Annotated in this window: 13 protein-coding genes; 9 read left to right on the top strand and 4 right to left on the bottom strand. The window is 45.7% G+C overall.

Features of this window, described 5'->3' with window-relative positions; all coding sequences use genetic code 11:
* Positions 1-20: 20 nt before the first annotated feature.
* The 8 genes from BCU34_RS16635 (at position 21) to BCU34_RS16600 (ending at position 13300) form a co-directional block, all read left to right on the top strand.
* The gene (locus tag BCU34_RS16635) at positions 21-1340 is read left to right on the top strand and encodes a sensor histidine kinase (RefSeq protein WP_102432485.1); all 1320 of its coding nucleotides are present in this window, start codon (positions 21-23) and stop codon (positions 1338-1340) included.
* Positions 1341-1439: 99 nt separating this feature from the next.
* Complete coding sequence (locus BCU34_RS16630) at positions 1440-1715, top strand: hypothetical protein (protein WP_048664464.1); 276 nt, start codon at positions 1440-1442, stop codon at positions 1713-1715.
* A gap of 564 nt (positions 1716-2279) precedes the next feature.
* Positions 2280-4634, top strand: coding sequence for a M4 family metallopeptidase (locus tag BCU34_RS16625; RefSeq protein WP_102479502.1), 2355 nt, complete (start codon positions 2280-2282; stop codon positions 4632-4634).
* Positions 4635-4777: 143 nt separating this feature from the next.
* Positions 4778-6334: a M28 family metallopeptidase gene (locus BCU34_RS16620; RefSeq protein WP_102479501.1), complete on the top strand. Its 1557-nt coding sequence runs from the start codon at positions 4778-4780 to the stop codon at positions 6332-6334.
* Positions 6335-7039: 705 nt separating this feature from the next.
* Positions 7040-8932, top strand: coding sequence for a methyl-accepting chemotaxis protein (locus BCU34_RS16615; RefSeq protein WP_102530148.1), 1893 nt, complete (start codon positions 7040-7042; stop codon positions 8930-8932).
* Between the two features lie 219 nt (positions 8933-9151).
* Positions 9152-11746 carry a hypothetical protein gene (locus BCU34_RS16610; RefSeq protein WP_102480701.1) on the top strand — a complete coding sequence of 865 codons (2595 nt, stop codon included), beginning with the start codon at positions 9152-9154 and terminating at the stop codon, positions 11744-11746.
* Positions 11747-11761: 15 nt separating this feature from the next.
* Positions 11762-12511 carry an ADP-ribosyltransferase gene (locus tag BCU34_RS16605; protein WP_102480702.1) on the top strand — a complete coding sequence of 250 codons (750 nt, stop codon included), beginning with the start codon at positions 11762-11764 and terminating at the stop codon, positions 12509-12511.
* A gap of 15 nt (positions 12512-12526) precedes the next feature.
* Positions 12527-13300 carry an ADP-ribosyltransferase gene (locus BCU34_RS16600; protein ID WP_102480703.1) on the top strand — a complete coding sequence of 258 codons (774 nt, stop codon included), beginning with the start codon at positions 12527-12529 and terminating at the stop codon, positions 13298-13300.
* 84 nt (positions 13301-13384) lie between these two features.
* Here BCU34_RS16600 and lhgO read toward each other — a convergent pair whose 3' ends face one another.
* The 4 genes from lhgO to BCU34_RS16580 form a co-directional block, all read right to left on the bottom strand.
* Positions 13385-14602 (bottom strand): L-2-hydroxyglutarate oxidase, encoded by a 1218-nt coding sequence (gene lhgO / locus BCU34_RS16595; protein WP_102480704.1) that lies wholly within the window; start codon positions 14600-14602, stop codon positions 13385-13387.
* A gap of 26 nt (positions 14603-14628) precedes the next feature.
* Positions 14629-16806: a TRAP transporter permease gene (locus BCU34_RS16590; RefSeq protein ID WP_102480705.1), complete on the bottom strand. Its 2178-nt coding sequence runs from the start codon at positions 16804-16806 to the stop codon at positions 14629-14631.
* A 143-nt stretch (positions 16807-16949) separates the two neighbouring features.
* Complete coding sequence (locus BCU34_RS16585) at positions 16950-17963, bottom strand: TAXI family TRAP transporter solute-binding subunit (RefSeq protein WP_102480706.1); 1014 nt, start codon at positions 17961-17963, stop codon at positions 16950-16952.
* Positions 17964-18284: 321 nt separating this feature from the next.
* Positions 18285-19625 carry a sigma-54-dependent transcriptional regulator gene (locus BCU34_RS16580; protein WP_048660488.1) on the bottom strand — a complete coding sequence of 447 codons (1341 nt, stop codon included), beginning with the start codon at positions 19623-19625 and terminating at the stop codon, positions 18285-18287.
* A gap of 208 nt (positions 19626-19833) precedes the next feature.
* On the opposite strand from BCU34_RS16580, the gene BCU34_RS16575 reads away from it, so the two are divergent.
* Complete coding sequence (locus tag BCU34_RS16575) at positions 19834-21909, top strand: ATP-binding protein (RefSeq protein WP_048660489.1); 2076 nt, start codon at positions 19834-19836, stop codon at positions 21907-21909.
* Positions 21910-21935 lie beyond the last annotated feature (26 nt).

The raw sequence follows: 21935 nt of genomic DNA, 5'->3' as shown, positions 1-21935 counted from the left end.
CGTAATGAAAGAGAACGATTATGCGACGTATCTTTTTGGAGTCCTTAATAGGGCTGTTAGTTTGCTTCATGAGCGGTATTGTCGCTTACGAAATCTGTGTCTATCAGCTCAATACTGACTACGAATATGTTCTGCAAGATTATGAAGCCACAGCCCACCAGCAACTCATAGAGAACATCGCAAAAAATCAGGGGCTTGAAGCGGCTCAACAAGCCATGAACCAGTTTGTCGAAACCACTCGAAATAAACTGATTACGTTCAATCCAAAAGATGAAATACCAAGCCCTGTTTCAGAGTTCTTCTCGACCAACCCAAATACCTTTATCTTCCACGATGATGAGCGTGATCTTTGGTTTCGCTTAGCAAGCAGTGACAATACCTATCATTACCTACCCAACAGTGAAGCGTTCGTTAGGCAAAAAATAGAATTGGAAGATGACCTCATTTGGTTGTTCTTTTTAGCAAGCTTTATCCTGTATGGCGTATGCCACCTATTTATCATCTTCCGCCGAGTTAAGAAGCTTGAATCGGCGACGCTAGCCTTTGCTGAAGGGGATCTCTCCTCGCGAGCCGAGACCTCAAGCGGCATTGCAATCGGCTCACTCAATAAGTCTTTCAACCTAATGGCCGACCGCATTCACCGGTTAATTGAGAGCAATCGTTCACTCACCAATGCGGTCGCTCATGAACTGCGCACGCCGATATTCCGGATCCAATGGCAAGCTGAAATGCTTAAAGACACACCGCTCAACGAATCTCAGCAAGAGACTGTAGAAAGCATTGTGGAAGATACGGAAGAGATGGAGAAGATGGTCGACGAGCTATTGTGTTACGCCAAGCTGGATAGCTGCGACCTCGAAAATTTGCAGCAGCCTGTCGAGATAAATGACTTTCTTGGCCACGCAATGACGCGTTGGAACAAAGATACAGAGCTCAACATCAACCTATCACTGCCAGAGCAACCATACGAGATTCTTGCGGATGAGATACTGCTGAACCGCGCCCTAGATAACCTCGTACGCAACGCCATGAAATTCGCACGATCTCAAGTGTTAATTGAAGCCAGCACGCATCAAGAACAACTGAAAATTGCAGTACATGATGATGGTGATGGTGTGACTCAAGAACATCAGGCTCGTTTGTTTGAACCGTTTTACGTAGGCGATAAAGCACGTAACAAAGCCAAGAGTGGCCATGGTTTAGGATTGTCTATCGTCGAGAAGATCTGCGCTCAACACAACGCAACCGTGGAGGTAGGTCAAAGCCAAACCTTAAAGGGTGCGGTATTCACCATAACCATTCAGCTATGTAATGGTTCGACTGACAAACCCATACAGTAACTACGAAACACCTCTGGAATAATGTTCAACATCGGTCGGGAGATACTGTCTCCCATGAACCTATTGAATCTAAACTCCAATCATTCTTAAGGTGTGTTCATGAAAAAGTTATTAGTTATTTTGGGTATTGTCTCTCTTGCAGGTTGTTCAGGTATTAGCCACAACGATGAAGTTTACACAGCGCACGCTGAGAGCTTTAACATTGTCGGTTTCCAAGTTCCAGGTAATACTCAAGACCGCGCAATGGAATTAGTGCCTGAAGGTGCAACTGTTGATACGATTCGCTCAACAAACTCTGATACGAGCTCTGTTCTGGGTATCATCAACCGTATTATCGGTATCGACTACGTTCAAGTTGGCGGTAAAAAGCAGTAATTAGCTTTAGTTACAAACCATAGTTAAGTGTCTTCGTTACGTACCTTTAATCAGTAGCCTGTACAAACTCAGTTAATCTAAGCCAGTGACCCGTCGCTGGCTTTTTTCATCCAGCAGATTTTGTGCTCTGTGCCAAAGAAGTGCCCAATCCCCCTTCCCTCTTGTAACTAACAATTCGAAAAATAAGCCTAAAAATCTTCAAATTCTTATCAAAACTGCCCTTAAAATCGCTTAACAGCCTTCAGGTTAAAATGACACTTTCAAATCGTTGATCCTTCTATCAGCTCGGAACACCTTAACTGAGGCACAGATCAATTTACTTAAGAATCTTAATTTCCAATAGAAATTAACACTTAATAAAAGTGTCATAATTTTATAAATAAAACATATAGGTGCGTTCAAAAATAAACAGAAACGATAACTATCTGTAAATACGAAAAATATAAGTTTCATGAATAAAAGAGATCATTGCCATGCTACTAATTAATCGGATCGAATGATGTAAATTCGTTGTGATAATTTTGTTAAGTTTTCATGGATTTTACATGGAAAGAGAAAATAACAATGAAAATGAAAAAACGTTTAGTTGCCGTTGCTATAGCGAGTGCGATGTCTTTATCAGTACATGCAAGTGAATCAGTTAGCATCGATCAACCGATCAACTTTACTAGCTTTTCTGGGTTGAACACTCAGTTAGGCGTCAGTAACGCCTCTAGCTTTAAGATGGTAAAGGAAGTTAACCTCAAAAAGCGTGGCATCTACAAAGTTAAGATCCAACAGAACATCTGGGGAACGCCAGTATGGGGACATTACCTAAATGCCACCCAAAGTGTACAAGGTGGCGCACTTAAGTCTGTTCAAGGCAACTACCTTAAAACGACGACCCTAGAGCGATCGTTTGTTAAACCATCGATCAACAGCTCTCAAGCCGTTGAGCTTGCGAGTAAAGATCTCAAGGTTCAGGGCTTAACAAGCAAATCTTTAGATAACGTCCAGCATGAACTGTTTATTTATCAAGGTTCAGGAAAACAAGGACATGACAAAACACGCCTAGTCTACGTTGTCTCTTATCTTGTCGAAGGCAGCGAACAGCCAACTCGACCATTCACCATGCTAGACGCACACACCGGCGAAGTTATCGACCGTTGGGAAGGTATTGCTCACGCACAGATCGGTACAGGCCCTGGTGGTAACGAGAAAACAGGCATGTACGAGTACGGTACCGACTACCACTACCTTGATGTGGTAGAAAACGGCACAGAGTGTGTGATGGAATCGGAAAATGTCGTTACCGTTGACCTAAATGGCGCGACAGACGGCGACACCACTTATAGCTACGAATGTCCTCGTAACGAACATAAAGAAGTGAACGGAGCCTTCTCTCCACTCAACGATGCGCACTACTTCGGTAACATCGTGTTCGATATGTATAAGAACTGGTTCGACACAGCGCCGCTCTCTTTCAAACTCATGATGCGTGTTCACTACGGTAACAACTACGAGAACGCATTCTGGGATGGCAAGGCAATGACATTCGGAGATGGTGAAAGCTTCTTCTACCCACTTGTAAGTCTAGATGTGTCAGCGCACGAAGTGAGCCACGGTTTCACTGAGCAAAACTCAGGTTTGGTTTACGCAAACCAATCCGGTGGTATGAACGAAGCTTTCTCTGATATGGCAGGTGAAGCGGCAGAATACTACATGAAAGGTACCAACGACTGGATGGTCGGCCGTAATATATTTAAAGGCGACGGGGCTCTGCGTTACATGGACGATCCATCACGCGATGGTTCTTCAATCAATAATGCATCCGAGTACTACGATGGCTTGAATGTTCACTACAGCTCTGGTGTGTTTAACAAAGCCTTCTACCATCTTGCAACCACGCAAGGTTGGGATACCAAAAAAGCATTCGAGCTTTTCGTGTTATCTAACCAAATTTACTGGTCGGAAAATAGTGACTTCTGGCAGGGTGCTTGTGGCGTGAAAAACTCAGCAAACGACCTTGGCTACAATGCCGATGACGTTGTTTCTGCGTTCGGTCTGGTGGGTGTTACCCCATGTGCAGAGCCACCACTGCCGCCAGAACCGGAATATCAACGCCTTGAAAACGGTGTTGAAGCTGCGGTTGCTGGTGAAACCGGCTCAAAAACTTACTTCGATATCGAAGTACCAGAAGGCCAAGACAAGCTAACGATTGATCTTGCTGTCTCTACTGGTGATCCGGATATGTATGTCGGTCTAGATTATGCGCCAAGCTCTCAAGAGAATATCTGTAAGAGTGAAAGCGTAACCGATGAAGTATGTGTAATTGAAAACCCAACAGCTGGTCGCTACACGGTGAACATTCTGGGTTACTCAGATTACGCAGGTGCAAACCTGAAAGCATCGTACGAATCAGGCAATGCTAACGTACCGCCAGTTTCTTCTTTCGAACACACGGTCGTAGGCAAAGAAGTAGAGCTGCGTAGCACAAGTTCGGACAGCGATGGCCAGATCGTTTCTTACCAATGGAACTTAGGCGATGGCAACACGCAAACCGGTGAAGTGACTCGTTATACCTACGCTGAAGCTGGCGACTACGTGGTGACTCTAACCGTGACTGACGATGCAGGCGTTGCAACATCGACAAGCAAGTCGATCACGATTGAAGGTGACTCAGCAGAAGGCTTCCCGCTAAAACTGAAGTTTGGTAACAAAAACCCGAACGGTAAGGCTCGCGTTAAGCTGGCATGGGATTACGACACCAATGACTACTTCGTGATTAAGCGTAATGGCAAGAATGTTGGTGCTACAGACTTCAACTCATACGTCGACAAGTTCCGTCACAACGGCACAGTGGATGTGGAGTACCAAGTGTGTACCTCAAGCGATATCTGTTCAGAAACCAAGCACTACCGTTTCATTAAAACACAATAATCGATAGCAAATTCAGGGCTCCGAAAGGGGCCCTTTTCGCGGTTATCTGTTCAGAAAATGAAACATCTACACAAAAACATCCACGTATTACACAAAAATCACCTCCATCAACATAACAATACTCACCATAAAAAGGACGACAAATGGCTATTCAAAAAAGCATGCTAGCTTTGGCTGTACTCGGAGGCTCTTTAGCCTTAATCAACAGTACTTCGGCTTACGCATCCCTAGGCATCACACCACCAGCGAACGAGGAAGTCTGGATTACCACCGATGCTGACGCACAGCATATAATGACTCAACATGGCGCAACGGTTTATCCAAGCGTGACTGGGAACAAGCACTCCATCGTCGCTAAAATCAACCAGAAAGAGCTGGCGAAACTATCCAGCCACATGCATGAAGAAACTCACCGTTGTGGTGGCTACATGGTGCACGAAGACAAAGCAAGTGCACTCAAAGCCGCAGCGATGCCACTGACAATGAATACCTTCGAAAAACCGGTGATCAGCCATCAAGACACAGTGAACGATCTGCTATCTCAGGTCGAGCCGAACAACATGGTCACGACCATCGAAGACCTAACCAACTTCACCAACCGTTTTTATACTACTTCTACTGGTGTCGCTGCTTCAGATTGGCTTTTAGAGCGTTGGGAAACAGAAATTAAGGATGTGCCGTATGCGTCTGCACGCCAGATCACGCATGCCGAATACCCACAGAAATCCGTTGAAGTGACACTGCTTGGCGCTAAATATCCTGAAGAGATCGTCGTGGTTGGTGGACACCTTGATTCGACCGTTGGATCTTGGACAAGCGAAGGCACCATCTCACCGGGAGCCGATGATGATGCGTCTGGTATTGCAACGGTAACAGAGTCGCTTCGCCTGATGATCGCCAGTGGTATTCAACCAGACAAAACCATTAAGTTCTATGGTTATGCTGCAGAAGAAGTTGGGCTACGTGGCTCACAAGATGTCGCCAATGCATTAAGAGACGAACAAGCAAACGTTGTATCGGTACTGCAATTAGACATGACCAACTACAACGGTTCAGCGCACGATATTACCTTCATCACCGACTACACCGACAGCAACCTAACGGCTTACCTGAGCGAGTTGATTGATACCTACACGAGCGACATCAGTTACAGTTTCGACCGTTGTGGCTATGCCTGTTCCGATCACGCATCATGGCACAACGTTGGCTACCCAGCAGCTATGCCGTTCGAGAGCATGTTCAACGATTACAACCCTAGCATCCACACGCAGCATGATACGATTGAGAACTCAGATCCAACTGCAACCCATGCCTCGAAGTTCGCTAAATTGGCGATTGCTTATCTCGTTGAAACTAGTCTGGATTCACCTGTTGCAGGTCCAACAGAACTTCAATATGACGTCCCTGTTGAAGGACTATCCGCAGGTTACGGTGAAGAGCAATTTTTTACCCTAACAACGGAAAACGCAGGGCAATTAACCGTAACCATGACAGGCCCTCGCAGTGGCGATGCCGACTTATACGTCAAATATAACGGTGTGGTATCAAAAGCAAACTTTGACTGCCGTCCATATCAGAACAGCAGCAATGAACAATGTGTATTGAACAAACCTGCGGGTGAATTCAGCATCATGGTGCGCGGCTATCGCAACTTCAGCGATGTATCTATCGTCGCTAACTTTATCCCTGATCTTCTCTAGGGCTGACTAGCTAAACTCAAGAATGACATGGCTCACTGCCAAAATAACAAAAAAAACGCAGCTGAACTGGCTGCGTTTTTTGTTAGGGAGACTGAGGAACTTGAGAGCCAATACTATTTTACGAAAATGAGTTAATTTAAGTGTAAATAGAGAGATTCTTTTCACCTAATAATGACCACAAATATATTACGCCTATTTCAATCAGTGAAAACCACTCCCACATATTAACTTAAATAAAAGCTAAAATAGAAAAACCTTAATTAGATACTTCTTTATTAACTCTATTCTCTCCTCTCTATTATGGGAATCAACAACTCAGACCAGTAAGAAAATTTAAATAAAATTAAACAAACTTTCATTTTATGATTTATTTAAAGTAAACAAATGCCATAACCTTATTTTAATTAAGGGCAATAATCAACAAGCAACCCCATACACACCAAGGCATAAGCAATAAAATCAGCAAGTAAGACCAGTTTAATTCTGGGATATTGGTTCAATAAAAACAAGCACTCGATACACCAAATAAATAAGTAATCAATGCATTTAATAAATATTGCATATATTAATTAGATGTATATTATTCACAAATAAACCAAGCTTATACGTGAATTTTATAAGTGTTATATTATTTAAAGTTCGGACATTCGCCTGAATTATAAGAAATCTTAAAAATAATCAACACTGCTTATATTGGAACAAGTTATGAGTGCTAAACTAAAAATATTGCTTTCTATTATGGGGCTAACAGTCATGTTAATCATGACGACAAGCTTTTTAAGCTGGAAGAATTTCGAGACTTCGTCGACCGTAAGTTATAAAAAACAGTTGGGATATAAATCTCAACTTATCGCAGATACTATCGGACAGAAAATTAATCGCTACTTTGATATTTTGAAAGTAGTGAGCAATGAGCTGTCTTTCGATGAGCGTGGTCAAGTCGACACATCACGAGCAATCACAACGCTCCATAGTGCCATGAGCTCAACCAAAGTTACTAACATCTACTTTTCTCTAGCGGATGGCACTTCCTACTCGTCAAAAACCAATGGCATCATTGAAAACTTTAATGCCAAAACCAAACAACGCGAATGGTTTTTGAAAGCAATGAGTGGCGAGGACAAAATCATTACTCGTCCTTACTTGGCGTCAACCGGTGACCAAGTAATGTCTCTAGCAACGCCTATCTACAAACAAGGCAAGATTGTCGGCGTTGCTGCTCTAAACATCCTGGTTGAAGACCTGACCAGATTCACCGAGCAACTCACCACAAATAATAAAATCTTCGTCACTCGTGAAGATGGCTTTATCTTAGCCGCACAAAACCCGTCTTTAATAGGGAAAAGTATCTTCAACGAGATCCCAGCTTTTGCGAACAGAGACACCACGCGAGAAGAGAGCTTCGAGTACGTTTATAAGAATACGGAGTTCTTGGCAGCAGGCGCTAAAATCAACGATCTTGGTTGGAGTGTATGGGCGTGGGATAAAGAGACCAATGTTAATCAGGACTCAAAAGATAACCTAACTGAAACTCTGATCACCTCTTTGACGCTACTGCTTATTTGCGCGGGTTGCGTGTACTACGTTGTTGAAGTTTTGGTTTACCGCCCACTCGGTGGAGAGCCAAGTGAAATAGAAGCGACCGTAGCTAAAGTGGCCTCTGGTGACTTTACCGCAATCAAACAACAACAGGGCAAAGCGATTGGTATCAATGCTGCAGTTAACGATATGGTCAATGAGCTGAGCACCACAATTGAGACCATCCGTAACTCATCGAACGACCTGTTTACCTTTGCAGAAGGCATAACCAACGCAGCCGACAGCGTGAATGCCAGTTCTGCCTCGCAAATGGAACAGCTAGAGCAAACTTCGACGGCAATGAACGAAATGTCGGTCGCTGTAGATGAAGTCGCACAAAACGCTCATCGAGCTTCAGAAGCGGCGATGCAAGCAGCGCAAGAAGCACAGTCCGGCAATCAAACGTTTGATACTGTAAATCACAGTATTGTGAGCCTCTCTCAAGGGATTCAAGAAGTTTCCGACGTCATCAACACCGTAGGTGAGAAAACCTCAAGTATTGGCACCGTATTGGACGTGATCAAAGACATTGCAGACCAAACCAACCTGCTTGCCCTTAACGCTGCCATTGAAGCTGCACGAGCTGGTGAGCAAGGCCGTGGTTTCGCGGTTGTTGCTGACGAGGTTCGTAACCTAGCCAACCGCACTCAACAGAGCACCAATGAGATTCAAGAGGTGATTACTTCATTGCAGCATGAAGCCAATAGCTCTATGGATATGATGCAGATGAACCGAGAAGCATCAAATGTCACCATGGAGAATGCGAAACGAGCACAGGCTTCACTCAATGAAATCTCGAGCTCTATCACCGTCATTGAAGACATGAATACACAGATAGCCACAGCGACTGAAGAGCAAACCCTTGTCGCAGGCGAAATCAATCAGAGTATCGTTGACGTCAATGACAAAGCCCGCGAGACACACAACTTGTCGGCATCAAACCAAGAGAAAGCTTCGGAACTTATTGCACTGTCTGAAAAGCTCACGCAAGCAGTCAGTACCTTTAAGCTAAACCGTTAACCTCAACAGCATTTAATAGAAACTGATTAGGGGGAGGCAATTCCCCTAATCACAACGCCAAGGCGAAAACCTCATTTCACTGCCCGGGTGATTTGAGTAAACGATTTCTCGAAGTACCCCTACACACAACCTCTAGCTGTCTCTTTTCCATCTCGGCAAGGAGAGGCTTTTTGCTTTCTAAATTAAGCATATAACTTCACTAACAATAAGGATAAACCTATGAAGTTAAAAAAAATAGCACTTATTACTGCTATGATTTCATCCAACGTTAATGCCTTTCAGGTCTGTAACATCGGCGACGAATATAACGTCTTGGACAGCGAAAGCTTTCATCAGATCCGACAGAAAAACTATGATGCCTTCGGTGAAGGTATTACGCCTGAAAACCTTTTTCCATCGGCACCAGAGCACATTGTCGACTTAAAACCCTCTCTCTCTGAAGCCAGTGATGTTTTCCCTGAAACTGCTACCTTGCTAGAAACAGGACCCGCCTCAGCTGTTACGCTAGCACCTGAAGAAGCGGCAAGACTGATGGACACATTAGGCCGCTCAACGACGGGGCTAGCGCAAGGCGCATTAGAAGCTCTGGGACCGATTGGCGACGCGGTTGCCGTTGGACTTTGGGCAAATGAGGTCGCAACTAGCTTCCAAGATGAATCACGTACCTCTTACGATCGATTTGCCACTGTAATGGGACTCGTCGATTGGTTTGGCGTTTTAAAGCTGCCCGCGAGAGAGATCGACCGCCAAATTTTGAGTAGTCGCTGGGATAGAATTGCAGCAGGTAACCATTACAGTTATCACGTTCATGAGGATCTCGTCACCCAGCAAGATTTAAGAGACAAAATTTATTGGGCAGAACTCGCCTCAGATCAGCAAGCGATGTTGAACGCCGTTGCACGAGGCTTTGCCACCGATCTTGCCCTCAAATACCAACAACATTATCAAGAAGTGGTAAAGGCTCAGACCATTATGGCGGAAGAGCTGATCACCGCGGTCGACCACGAGCTCCGCAAGGCCATCTTTAGCCAACTGGCTCTCGACCATAAAGACTCTCGTCTGTTTGCATCAGACATTGCCGCTAGCTGTAACGAGGAAACTCGTGTACTGGCAGACCTTTATCCTGATCATGATATTGAAGAGAGTAATTCCCTGCCACCAGCACTACCTTCAAAACGCCAAGCGAACCGCGCATTGGCCAAACTTCAGCACTGTCAGCAGAACCTGCTAGATCAAGCAATTGCCAAACTGAATGAGTTACGAACAGGTCAAATTGAAGGGCTTGATCAAGCTGCAGTTCAACAGCTATATGCTCGCACACTTGCAGCCAAAACCCAGATCATTGAAACGGCAGATAACCATATCAATCTGCTGATGAGTAAGCTGCAAAGAGATATGTTCACACAAGGTGATATCGCCATAGAGCGACTATTCCGTTCAGGCTCGGTCGACACCATGCATAATTTCTTCAAAGGACAAGCAGAGCGCAGCGCCATTGACGAGATGACACGCAGCATTTTAGGACGCCCAGCAACAACACAAGAAATACGCAACAAAGAGATCGTCCTTCAAAGTGGTTACGAAAAATGCGTTCGTATTGGCATTCTAGGAGGCGATCCAAACTTTAGAGGTTGTGTTGAGTACGCTTGGGTGCCGGCAGAAACTCGCCCATTTATTTCATCTGAAGATAACGTGATTGCTCAGATCTCCTCGCCAAGCAAAGAAGCAGTAAAACGCGTGCTTTTCGATTCACTTAGTAGCCTAATTGATCATGGCTGGAATGCCGAAGCTGAGGAGCGTTGGTTGGAACAACAGCTGTTGGACTTTTCTGCGCAGCAACGTCTAAAACAGCAAGCCGAATTCGACAAACAACAGGTTTATCACTGGTTACTGGACTCAAGCGCAATGCTTGAAGGTGAATGTGGTGGCGGTAGCGCATGTGCTGGGTGGAGCTTGTCTTACCTTCAAAAAGAGAACCTTTCACGACAAGCGTCGCTGCATTACATCAACAATTGGCACGCAAACTACTCCGGCAAAGGCGCCTATGTGCACTCGAAGCGCTATCAAAAGCTTGGTGGCTTGATTACCGCTGCGCTAGAGAGCGAGTGGCAAGCTAAGAGAGCTGTCGAATTTTATAGCTTCACTTATCCAGGTAGCATTGATCTTCAAAAAAATGCACCACTAATTTATTCCGCACTGAAGTCATCCTCACTGGATCTTGCTCATCTGGAAGGCAACACGCTGCAACTCGCGAAAGGGATCGTAAAAACTCGTCTTGCTGAAGCGATGAGTGTCTCCGACAGCAACGGTGTTGAGTGGCTACATTCACAAGTGGGCCAATTCCAGCGCTATACATCGATCATCCATTCTCAGCATATCTCTACTGGGCACTACGCCTCTGGGGAAGGTGAAGTCACCGCTCTGTTTTCAGAGATGCTGCCAGCTCACCTTATGCGCTACCTGATTTCAGACATCATCCCTGATAGCTACGATGCGCGCATTGAGCGCTCTATCGATGCCATCTTTAACCCAACGTCTGAACTCAATCAAAAGCTCGATAAGTTAAGCAATACAAACGAAAACTTTACCGATAAACCGGGCCGTAGCTGCATGATTTACTACCCATACCTTAAGAGCGCACTGCTTGATGTTGCGGCTGATGATGACCTGTATTGGATTTCGCCTATCTCAGAATGGTACGACGCCGTCACTCGCCAACAGCTCAATATGTTTGGGGCTCTGAAGTATGCCGTCATCAATCAGAACACTTTCGGCATTCCATGTGATTTAAGCCCTAACAGCTACCAATACTAATAAAGGGCGGACACTATGAATACTCGTTTTTTATTACTGCTCTGTTGTCTGAGTTTTACGGCCTTCTCTCAACCGTTTGATTCGCTCAAACAGCCAAACCGTTCAGAGGAAGAATTAACCCAGCTGGCAGAAGACTTCAAAGACTGGTCAAAGGCTTCCAATGGTTGGCGCTACTCCTTCATAACTGCCAATGAAAAGGAAGCTGTGGAAGACTTTTCAATTTCCGGCTATCAGACCGCTAATGACTACCTAAGAGCAACTGACACCTCAACATGGGGTGTCGCGGGGGCGGATGCGAGGCAGTACATTCGCACGGTTAAATCGGCTCTCAACAAGCTGCCAAAATACAAAGGGACCGCCTATCGAGGGACTTGGGTAAAACTATCTCTGCTTAACAAGCTCGAAGAGGGGGACGTGTTGGTCGAGCCAGCATTTACTTCAACCTCTACTCTCCCAGAAGTTGCTAAGCGCTTTTCGGTAGTGCATCCCAACTCCCCACAAAGGCTCAAGCGAGTGCTGTTTGAAGTAAAGATCAATCAAGGGGGTCACACCATTGCAGGGCTTTCGGAATACAGCAAAGAAGCAGAGGTTCTGTTTGCGCCAAATGCACACTTTCGAATCACCCAGATAGAGCGAACCTCTACCCATACCTACATCGGCGTGGAAACGGTGAAGGCATCTGCCGTCAAAAATACTCAGAAATATAACCTCAACTCAGGCGAAGAAGTAGAAGCGTCATTTTGGCACTCTCTCGTTTGTACATAAGCTAAGGATCAAGCAATGAAAAGATTTATTTGGGTGCTTTGTCTCTCTTTAATGACAAGTTTTTCGGCACAAAGTGAGGAGTTTCCTGAGTTTAAAGGGCGTTCACTCTCCTATCAGGCGCAACAACAAATTGCGGATGACTTGATGGATTGGGCAACGACACACCATGTAAAAGCTGAAAAAAAGATGATCAGTGAAGAGTACTCTGCCATCAAGAATTACGGCCGAGTTGACCATGATGTGGTGAATGAATACATGAGAGCGGGAGAGCCTGAAGGCTACTTATCCGAAATGTTTGGTCGTACATTGAAATCACGCGTATTCCACATGCGAAATGTCATGAATAAACTTCCTAACTACAAAGGTACGGTTTACCGTGGCTCATCCATCAAGAACTCACTACTCGATAAACTCAACGTGGGTGATATTCTGCATGAGAAAGCATTTTTGTCGACATCGACTCTACCAAGTGTCGCCAAGAACTTTTCTTCAGCCGGTGTTTATGAAGGTGCTTCTGCTGCTCAATTCAAAATTGAACTCAAGTCGGCAGGTCGCGCCATTAACGCGTATACGTTCAAACCAGATGAAGCAGAAATACTCGCGAAGCCAAACACCTACTTTCGAGTAGAAGCAATTGAGCGAGTCTCACCGAACAAAAACTACATCAAGATGCGTGAAGTAAAGAACCCTGCTCGATACCTAAAAGCGGAGCCTGATATCCACATCTATGACAGTTACAGCGGTGAAGAAGTAGCACTTCGAAGTCGTAGCTCACTCTATTGCCTGTAGTGTATCGTGCACACGATTTTGTAGGCGGCTGATAAAAAAGACCATCATCAAGATGGTCTTTTTTATTACTGAGGCTAGGGCTATTTAACTGGCTGTTTTACGCATTATCTTGCCACAAATGTATTCGCCAATAGGCATCGCTGAGGTCGCCGCTGGCGATGGTGCATTGCACACATGCAAGCTTCTTGGGCTCTCCGCAAACAGGAAGTCATAAACCAAGGTACCATCTTTGAGTACCGCTTGAGCACGAATACCTGCAGGGTATGGCTTGAAGTCAGACACAGTGATACTTGGGCAGTACTTATTAACCAACTTTAGATATCCCGGCTTCCACCACGAGTTTTTAAACTCAACCAAACCGGTTTTTAGGTGCTTAGCCGTCACCTTCCAAAAACCAGTAAAGCTCAGCATCTGCAAGGTATCCTTAACGCTAAAATTAAGCTTACCGTAACCTTCTCGCTTCCACCCTTGAACCGCGTTAGGTCCTACCGTTACCGAGCCATCAATCATGCGTGTTAAATGGACGCCTAGGAAAGGCAGTTCAGGGTCAGGGATCGGATAGATAAGGTGGTTCACCACTTGGTTATGTTTAGGATCAAGCTGATAGTATTCACCGCGATAAGGCACGATTTGGAAGTCGGTTTCAATGCCAAGCATGCTGGTCATTCTATCCGCCATCAAACCAGAACAAGTGATCAAAAATCGACTATTGAGTTGTAGAGTCTGACCATCTACTTTGCATGTTAACTGCACCTCATCCTCTTGCTCATCCGCCATAATCACTTCAGTGCCGAGGCTGAGCTTGCCACCCGCTTCAACAAACTCTTGAGCCATTACTTCGGTGACTTTTTTGTAATCGACGATGCTAGTGGTTTTGACATAAATCGCGCCCAAGCCCGTGATGTTAGGCTCGGCAAGTTTGAGCTGCGCTTGGTCCAAGAGGTCGACATCAATGTCGTTATCGTGGCAACGCTGATAGAGCGCGTTCATGCGCTTCACTTCCTGCTCATTAGTCGCGACCAACAACTTACCGCAGTTTTCAACGGGAATATCGTGTTGGCTACAAAAGGCGATGGTGCGCTCGACGCCACGCTTACAGAAATCCGCCTTTAAACTGCCTGGAGCGTAGTAAACGCCTGCGTGAATCACACCACTGTTGTGGCCAGTTTGGTGCTGCGCAAAGCCGCGCTCCTTCTCGACTAAAAGGATACTTTTATCAGGGTGAGCTTGTTGTAATTGCCATGCGGTCGATACGCCAACAATGCCACCACCAACGATAATATAGTCGTATATTGAGTTCATAATATTCCTACACTCAGTCCTTTTAGTTATAGGGAAGCCGCGACAGCGTTAGACCCGGTTTGAGGCAATTTTGACTCCTCACGTTCTTGTTCCTTTTTCACTTGATTAGAATCGTATTTGCGGCCGCTGTAGACAAAAATGCCAACAAACAGCGCCACACATACCAAGCGGATCACGATCGACACATCAGGCCAAACCAAAGCGCCCCCCAATGCAATCAATACAACACGAAGAACGAGATTGATTTCACTTTCTAGGTAACCCTCAATCGCTGCGATAAACGCGTACGTACCGATAATAGCAAAGCCACCGGTAACCAAAACCGAGGTCACATCCCAACTTACCAAGTTGGTGTAAGCGATAAGCAGTGGCACCAAATACAAACCTTTGGCGATCTTCCATGCCATTAAGCCCGTTCTCATTGGCGGCGTTTTAGCAATCGTCGCTGCCGCAAAGGCGGTTAAACAAACCGGTGGCGTCACGTTACTATCTTGCGATAACCAGAATATAATCAGGTGTGCAGAGAGCAGAGCAAGGCTGATCGCTTCCAAGCCTAAGCTTTGTTCAAGCAGCGTTTCCACAAAATCAGCGGGCACTAACGCAATCAGTTCTTTTGCGGTTTCCAAAGCCATAGGTGCATTAAGCAGTTCCAGCTTTTCTGGCGCTGCCAACATGAAGATCGCTTTCGCCTGTTCAGGTAACTGACCCGAAACCAACAGGTCAAGTAATTGGCTTTCAGCAATCAACTTGTACAAAGCGGGAGCAGATAGAGTACCCAACACGATATAAGCCGCAGTTACGGGCAGGCCCATACCGAGAATCAAAGATGCCAGCGCGATCAAGGCAATCATCACCAACAAGTCACCATTAGCCCAACTATTGATCATCAACGAGAAGGTGTTACCAATACCAGTCGTGCTGATCACGTTGATAACGAGGCCAATACCTACCAACAACACCGCCGTAGTCGCCATGTTTTTCGCGCCTTGAGAAAGCGCTTCGATGATCGCCTTTGGTCCCATTTTATGATTTTTGGAGAACCACGAAGCAACAACTACCGAGATGATTGAGATACCCGCAGCGTACGTCGGCGTAAAGCCCTTCACTAACAGAGTCACTAACACTGCTAACGGGATCAGGTTGTGCCAACCTGACAGTAATACCTTCAACAGCGGTTCACAGCCAGAAGTGACCTTTTGGACACCACTACGCTTTGCTTCAATACGCACGAAAAAGGCCACCGACAAAAAGTAGATAAGCGCAGGAACGAAGGAAACCGCAATGATATCGACATAAGGGATCTGCGTGTAAGACGCCATGATAAACGCACCTGCGCCCATCACAGGTGGCATCAACTGCCCGCCCGTCGATGCAGCTGCTTCCACACCCGCGGCAAAGCGCGAAGGGAAACCCGCTTTTTGCATCAAGGGAATACTGATTACGCCAGTAGAAACCGTATTTGCCACACTCGAACCGGACACTGAGCCCATCAAGCCAGAACCAATCACCGCAATAAAGCCAGGGCCACCAATCACTTTGCCCGCGGCGGCGCGAGACACATCAATAATGTAATCACCAACGCCCGATCGCACTAAGAATGCGCCAAATAGGATAAACATGAACACGAAGGTCCAGCTGATTCTTGAGATAGAACCGAACATCCCTTCTGATGAGTAAAAGCTTCGGTAAAGCAGTGTTTCAAGGCTCAAGCCCGGAAAATGGAAGATGCCGCTGGTCCATTGTCCCCACAGTACTACGTAGCTCAAACACACTAAGATAAGCACCGGAATAAACCAGCCCATGGTGCGTCGAATCAGCTCAATAACGATGGTAATGGCCAAGATAGAAAAGAACCAATCACTGGCGATAAACTTCACGCCTCGCTCATACAAAGCATCTTCTGCAAAGGGGATGTAGATAAGACAAGCCAGAGCTGCCAAAGCGATTCCGATATCGACCGCCAGAGCGATCTTGCTCTTTTTCAGCGAGATATGGGCGGGATACCAAAGTGCACAAATGATCGCAAAGCCAGCAAAGTGGGTCGCCGAGATCCAAAGCTCTGGTAAAGTAGATAAGGTGTTAAACCAAATGTGTAATAGGGAGAGGATTACTCCCATTGTCGTTATCGCTTTGCCCACCCACGGAAAATCCGTTCGGGTCGGCAGTTCAAATTTTTTCAGTTCCTGCTGCAGCGAATCGCTCATAGAAAACTCCTGCTCTCCACAGCCAAACGCGCAGAGAAAATCCATAAAGTGAGGTGGTGCACGAACGCGTTCTCTAGCGAACGAGCACCAAGCAATTAAGTCACGAAGGGTCAGTGGACAACCAATAACTTGTCGGGAACTAGCTAGTTGACGATCAACTCAGAAGGGATATCGATACCCATTTCTTTATAGTAACGAGCCGCGCCCGGGTGAAGCGGAACAGGAAGGCCTGCAATCCCTTTATCGAGTGCCATTGCTTTGGTTGCTTTGTGGATACCTTGTAGGAAAGGTAGGTTTTCATAGATAGCCTTGGTTAGCTGGTACACGTCTTCTTCAGAGATGTCTTCACGAACCGCTAGGAAGTTAGGTTGAGCGATGGTGGTGATTGGCTTATCTACACCCGGGTAAGTATTTGCAGGGATTTCATATTTTGTCCAAATATTGTAATCACCGTTCGCTTGTTTAATTTGAGTATCGGTAAACGACAGGATTTGAATGTCTTCACCCAAGGCTGCAAACGCTTGGGTCACCGCGCCAACAGGTACGCCTGCAGGCGTGTTCATGCCATCAATCGTGCCATTCTGTAGTGCGCTCGCACTGCCGCCGTACCCCATAAAGGCAAGTTTAAATTGTTCTGGGTCTACGGACAGGCCTTGCATGATCTGACGTCCCGAGTTCTCGGTACCTGAGTTTTTCTTACCAATAGAGAATTTCTTACCGTTCAGGTTCTCTAAGTCGCTCACAGTGCCTGTTTTGGCTAAGTCAGAGCGCACAATGAAGTGTTCTACGTTTTGCCATAACATGGACACCGAACGAAGCTGTGTTTGTTGACCTGATTTCTCATATGGACCTAGCCCTTGCCACGCCCACGCGCCATACAAACCTTGTAAAATGGCAAACTGTGCTTCGTTCTCATTCAGCAGTTTTACGTTTTCACCCGATCCCGCAGAGCTGATCGCGGCCAAAGAGAAGTGCTGCTTGGGTGCAAGCTTAACTTTACTCAATGTTGCCAAAGCGACGCCCACTGGATAGTAAGTCCCCCCCGTTGAGGCCGTCGCTAAAATGTAGCTGCGATCCTCTTGAGCTGAGGCATTGCTGATAAGGCCGATAGAGGCCATTGCGATTGCTAAAGTTTTAACTAGCTTGTTGTATTTCATTATTACTCTCCATGTAGAGTTATTCACGTTATATTTTTGTTAACAACGATTGCTAGATAGCAAGCACAATGCCAAAATTTAAGCTATTGATTTAATTAAGTTTAAATAAAAAGCTCAATAACAGTAGGCGGATTATTGCTTATTCAGTGCAGATAGCATGAGCCATTTTTTGCTCATTAAAAACAGGTAGTAACATCTATATAAAGTTAGCCACATCACACTTTACGTGAGAAATGTGACCAACAGTTATAAAATCACAAATACAGTGTGAGCCATTTATTGCTCATTAATTTTCAATAAACACTACAGTCTTGTTGCTCACTAAGATTCGACATAGTCGCTTCGATTCAGCGCATAGCGCACCATTTTTTGGTTCAGTGTTCGGCGAGGTAGATCCAAATCTTGCATCACATCATTAATACGCCCTTGATAACGCACTAACGCATCGTGAATCACCTTGCGTTCAAAGCTCTGCACCTGCACCGCCAACGGAATTCCCGCTGTGGCAGACTCCGTTACCGAGTTGGGACGACACGCCAAGATATCCCCAACTGTTAGGCTCTCATCTAACGCAAAACGAATCGCGACATTGCGCAGCTCACGCACATTACCCGGCCACGCATAAGACAATAAAGCGTAACGATCAGCCTCACTGGCTATTCGTGTTTCGGGATTTGCTTCTTGGGTGAAGTGTTCAAACAAAAGTAAGGCATCTTCTTCGCGATCACTGAGTGGAGGTAAGTGCAGCTGTGCGACGTTCAAACGATAGAAAAGATCTTGGCGAAAATCAGGGTGATTGAGTAGATCGCTTTTCGAAGCAGACACCACTCGCAGGTCAACGTTTTGTTGCTGATTACCACCGACACGTTCAACAACATTGTCTTGTAGAGTTCGTAGAACCTTAACCTGCATCGACAATGGCATGCTCTCTATTTCATCAAGGAACACCGTGCCTTTGTCGGCAAATTCAAGCTTGCCAATACGTCGCTTGGCCGCACCAGTAAATGCTCCGGCTTCGTGTCCAAACAGCTCGCTTTCAAAGAGGTTTTCTGGAATCGCGCCACAGTTTAGCGGCACAAACGGATGAGGTTTTCGCTGGCTAAACTCATGCAGACAAGAGGCGACCAGCTCTTTACCGCAGCCGGTTTCACCATAAATGATCACATTGGTATCAATCGAGGCGACTTTTTGTATTTGCTCTCGTAATTCACACATCACTTTACTGCGGCCAATCAGAACCTGTTCAATACCCTTCAGGTTATCCAGATAGTTCTGACGACTGTTTCTGTCTTGGCCACTTTGATGTTTGTCGACCGCTTCAGATACCGTTTGAGAGAGGCGCTCTGGGTCGAATGGCTTTTCAATGAAATCATACGCCCCTTGTTGTAACGCTTTCACGGCCATATCGACATCACCGTGACCAGTGATCAAGATGACAGGTACCTCAGGTACTAACTGCTTAAATCGCGCAAGCAACTCAACGCCGTCTATATCAGGTAAACGAACGTCGGTGATGATGGTTTGGAAATCACCCTGCTCTACCGCGTTTAACGCATCTTGCCCAACCTCAAATGCGGTGACATCGAAGCCCGCTAATTGTAACCATTGGCTGGTTGCTTGACGCACAATTGCATCATCTTCAATCAAAGCTATACGCTGCATGGTTTGGTTCCGCCACTTACCTCTGAATAATGTCGCCTACGGTATGTAAAAAATCCGCAGACGAAAAGGAGCTAGCTCCCACTTTGAATAACACTCCTTTAACAGTTTTATAATGTTTGCTAGCTTCAACTTGTCTCACTCTCCATTCGCTTAAAAAGCAAACAGAAAACCTTCTCAAGTCACTAGTTTTAAAAGGATTTGATCAGCAATGATGAATAACAATCGATATTGGTTATTCCTATGTGCCTGTTTATTAATTGGTTTGGTTCAGGTAACCACCAAAAGTGGTATAAGCCAATGGAAGCTCGAACAAGCCCAACGCTATGCAGAACAGCGCTTCCTCGGATACATTGCCGAAGCCAGACGTACCCTGAAACGCTTCTATTATCTGCCCTACCTAGTGACGAACGATGAAACCAGTGTACGTTTCATTGATGGTGAAGCCCGCCTTGAAAAACGCATTAAGAAACAGCTGATTCAACTGGATAAAGCGGCCAACACCAAGGGCTGGTATCTGCTTTCTGGCGAAGGTGATTTGTTGGTATCGAGTGTAGAAAGAAGCAAGCTGAGCAAAAAGAACGCCAGTACGATTGTGTCGAAAATCCACCAGCAAGGTGGGGCGATTTCAGTAGTAACCAAAAACAAAGGCGTAACCCCAGATTACTTTATTGCTGCTCCGGTGTATCGAGCCGCTGATGTGGTAGGCATTGTTGCGGTGCAAATTGACTTATCGCTGCTGACTGATCAATGGTTTGCTGATGGCGAAGCAGTCCTGTTCCAGAACCCTCGCGATCAGTTCTTTCTCTCAAGTGATAACCGATTGAGTGCTGACTGGTTTAACGACACCTTCAACTCTCAGCCTACTGCCACCAAACGCGAGTTGTACGACCAAACCCACATTCGCGTTTGGCGACTGCAAGGTAAGGATTACCTAATTCAGTCCATCAAATTAGATGACCTCAATTGGCGTTTAACCTATCTCACCCCATTAACTAGCCTCAATCAAACCACTAACTGGATAAGTTGGAGCGTGGCGGTGGGCTGTCTTTTCATCATGCTATTGCTGGTCATTCTCTACCAAAGACGCCAGAAAAAACTCAGCAACCTACGAATCCAAAAGCTGATTGAAGAATCTGAAAAACGATTGTCTGGAATGATCAACAAGACACACGTTGGACTTGTGCTGATCGATAAACACGGCCACATCCACGACATTAATCTGATGGCCAAAAACTACTTCTGCCTATCTGATTCGATGATCAACAACATCAAAGCATGGCAACTTTTTGAGGCCAGTAACCCGAATTCAACCACTTTGCAGTTGTTGAAGAACTTAGAGCAACATCAGGAGCTGGCCGAGATCACTAGTGTTGAAACCATGGCAAGACGCAGCGATGGCAGCTACTTCCCGGTGTTGTTCTCTATTAGCCCCTTTCCTTGGCATGCCACAACCTATTACCTGTGTACTGTGATTGATATCAGTAAACGTAAAAAAGCGGAGATCGCGGTTCAGGAAGCCAATAAAACACTTCAATTGAGGGTAGAAGAGCGAACGCAAGACCTCAAAGATGCACAACAAGAGTTGGTTGAATCAAGCAAACTTGCCGCATTAGGGCGTATGTCGAGTGCGATCACTCATGAGCTTAATCAACCGCTTACCGGTCTAAAAACTCTGCTTTCGAGTAACCAGTTACTGATGGAAAGAGGCGAGACTAAGATGTTGAAAGCGAACATGGACTTGGTCATGAGCCTAATCGACAGAATGGCTAACATGACCAGCCAATTGAAGTCGTTCGCCTTTCAAAGACTTGAAAAGCCCTACCCAGTTTCACTGACTGACGCATTGCAAGAAATCCTACGTATTCATCAAGCCGAATTGGAAAACGTCGATATTCGCGTGCGTGTAGCTTCCAATATTTCGATGGTAATGGGAGAAGAGGCGCGGCTTCGTCAAGTGCTTGGCAACCTACTTAGAAATGCCGTCGATGCCACGAAAAATCAGAAACCAGCAACCATTGTTATCAGCGCTCATACCGAGCAGCAGCGAGTTATCATCAAGGTTCAAGACAATGGCTGTGGCGTATCCGAAGACCAACTAGAAACCATTTTCGAACCCTTCCACACCAACAAAAAAATGGGCGAAGGGCTCGGGCTCGGACTCGCCATCACCGCTAACAATGTGCGCGATATGCAAGGCTATCTAATTGCTAAGAACAACCCTGAACAAGGAATGACGTTCACGCTAACGCTTAAGAGTGCCGACAGTGAGTCGTCGCTTACATGATGTTTTGTTCCTGATACTCTATTGGA

The organism is Vibrio sp. 10N.286.45.E10, from assembly GCF_002874195.2.
Classification (GTDB): domain Bacteria; phylum Pseudomonadota; class Gammaproteobacteria; order Enterobacterales; family Vibrionaceae; genus Vibrio; species Vibrio crassostreae.
This window is presented reverse-complemented; position numbering and strand designations above follow the sequence as displayed.

Excerpts from the sequence above, each read along its gene's own strand:
- BCU34_RS16585 (WP_102480706.1), bottom strand. The coding sequence starts at position 17,963 with ATGAAATACAACAAGCTAGTTAAAACTTTAGCAATCGCAATGGCCTCT.
- BCU34_RS16630 (WP_048664464.1), top strand. The coding sequence starts at position 1,440 with ATGAAAAAGTTATTAGTTATTTTGGGTATTGTCTCTCTTGCAGGTTGT.
- BCU34_RS16620 (WP_102479501.1), top strand. The coding sequence starts at position 4,778 with ATGGCTATTCAAAAAAGCATGCTAGCTTTGGCTGTACTCGGAGGCTCT.
- BCU34_RS16615 (WP_102530148.1), top strand. The coding sequence starts at position 7,040 with ATGAGTGCTAAACTAAAAATATTGCTTTCTATTATGGGGCTAACAGTC.
- BCU34_RS16600 (WP_102480703.1), top strand. The coding sequence starts at position 12,527 with ATGAAAAGATTTATTTGGGTGCTTTGTCTCTCTTTAATGACAAGTTTT.
- BCU34_RS16605 (WP_102480702.1), top strand. The coding sequence starts at position 11,762 with ATGAATACTCGTTTTTTATTACTGCTCTGTTGTCTGAGTTTTACGGCC.
- BCU34_RS16590 (WP_102480705.1), bottom strand. The coding sequence starts at position 16,806 with ATGAGCGATTCGCTGCAGCAGGAACTGAAAAAATTTGAACTGCCGACC.
- BCU34_RS16635 (WP_102432485.1), top strand. The coding sequence starts at position 21 with ATGCGACGTATCTTTTTGGAGTCCTTAATAGGGCTGTTAGTTTGCTTC.
- lhgO (WP_102480704.1), bottom strand. The coding sequence starts at position 14,602 with ATGAACTCAATATACGACTATATTATCGTTGGTGGTGGCATTGTTGGC.
- BCU34_RS16575 (WP_048660489.1), top strand. The coding sequence starts at position 19,834 with ATGATGAATAACAATCGATATTGGTTATTCCTATGTGCCTGTTTATTA.
- BCU34_RS16610 (WP_102480701.1), top strand. The coding sequence starts at position 9,152 with ATGAAGTTAAAAAAAATAGCACTTATTACTGCTATGATTTCATCCAAC.
- BCU34_RS16625 (WP_102479502.1), top strand. The coding sequence starts at position 2,280 with ATGAAAATGAAAAAACGTTTAGTTGCCGTTGCTATAGCGAGTGCGATG.
- BCU34_RS16580 (WP_048660488.1), bottom strand. The coding sequence starts at position 19,625 with ATGCAGCGTATAGCTTTGATTGAAGATGATGCAATTGTGCGTCAAGCA.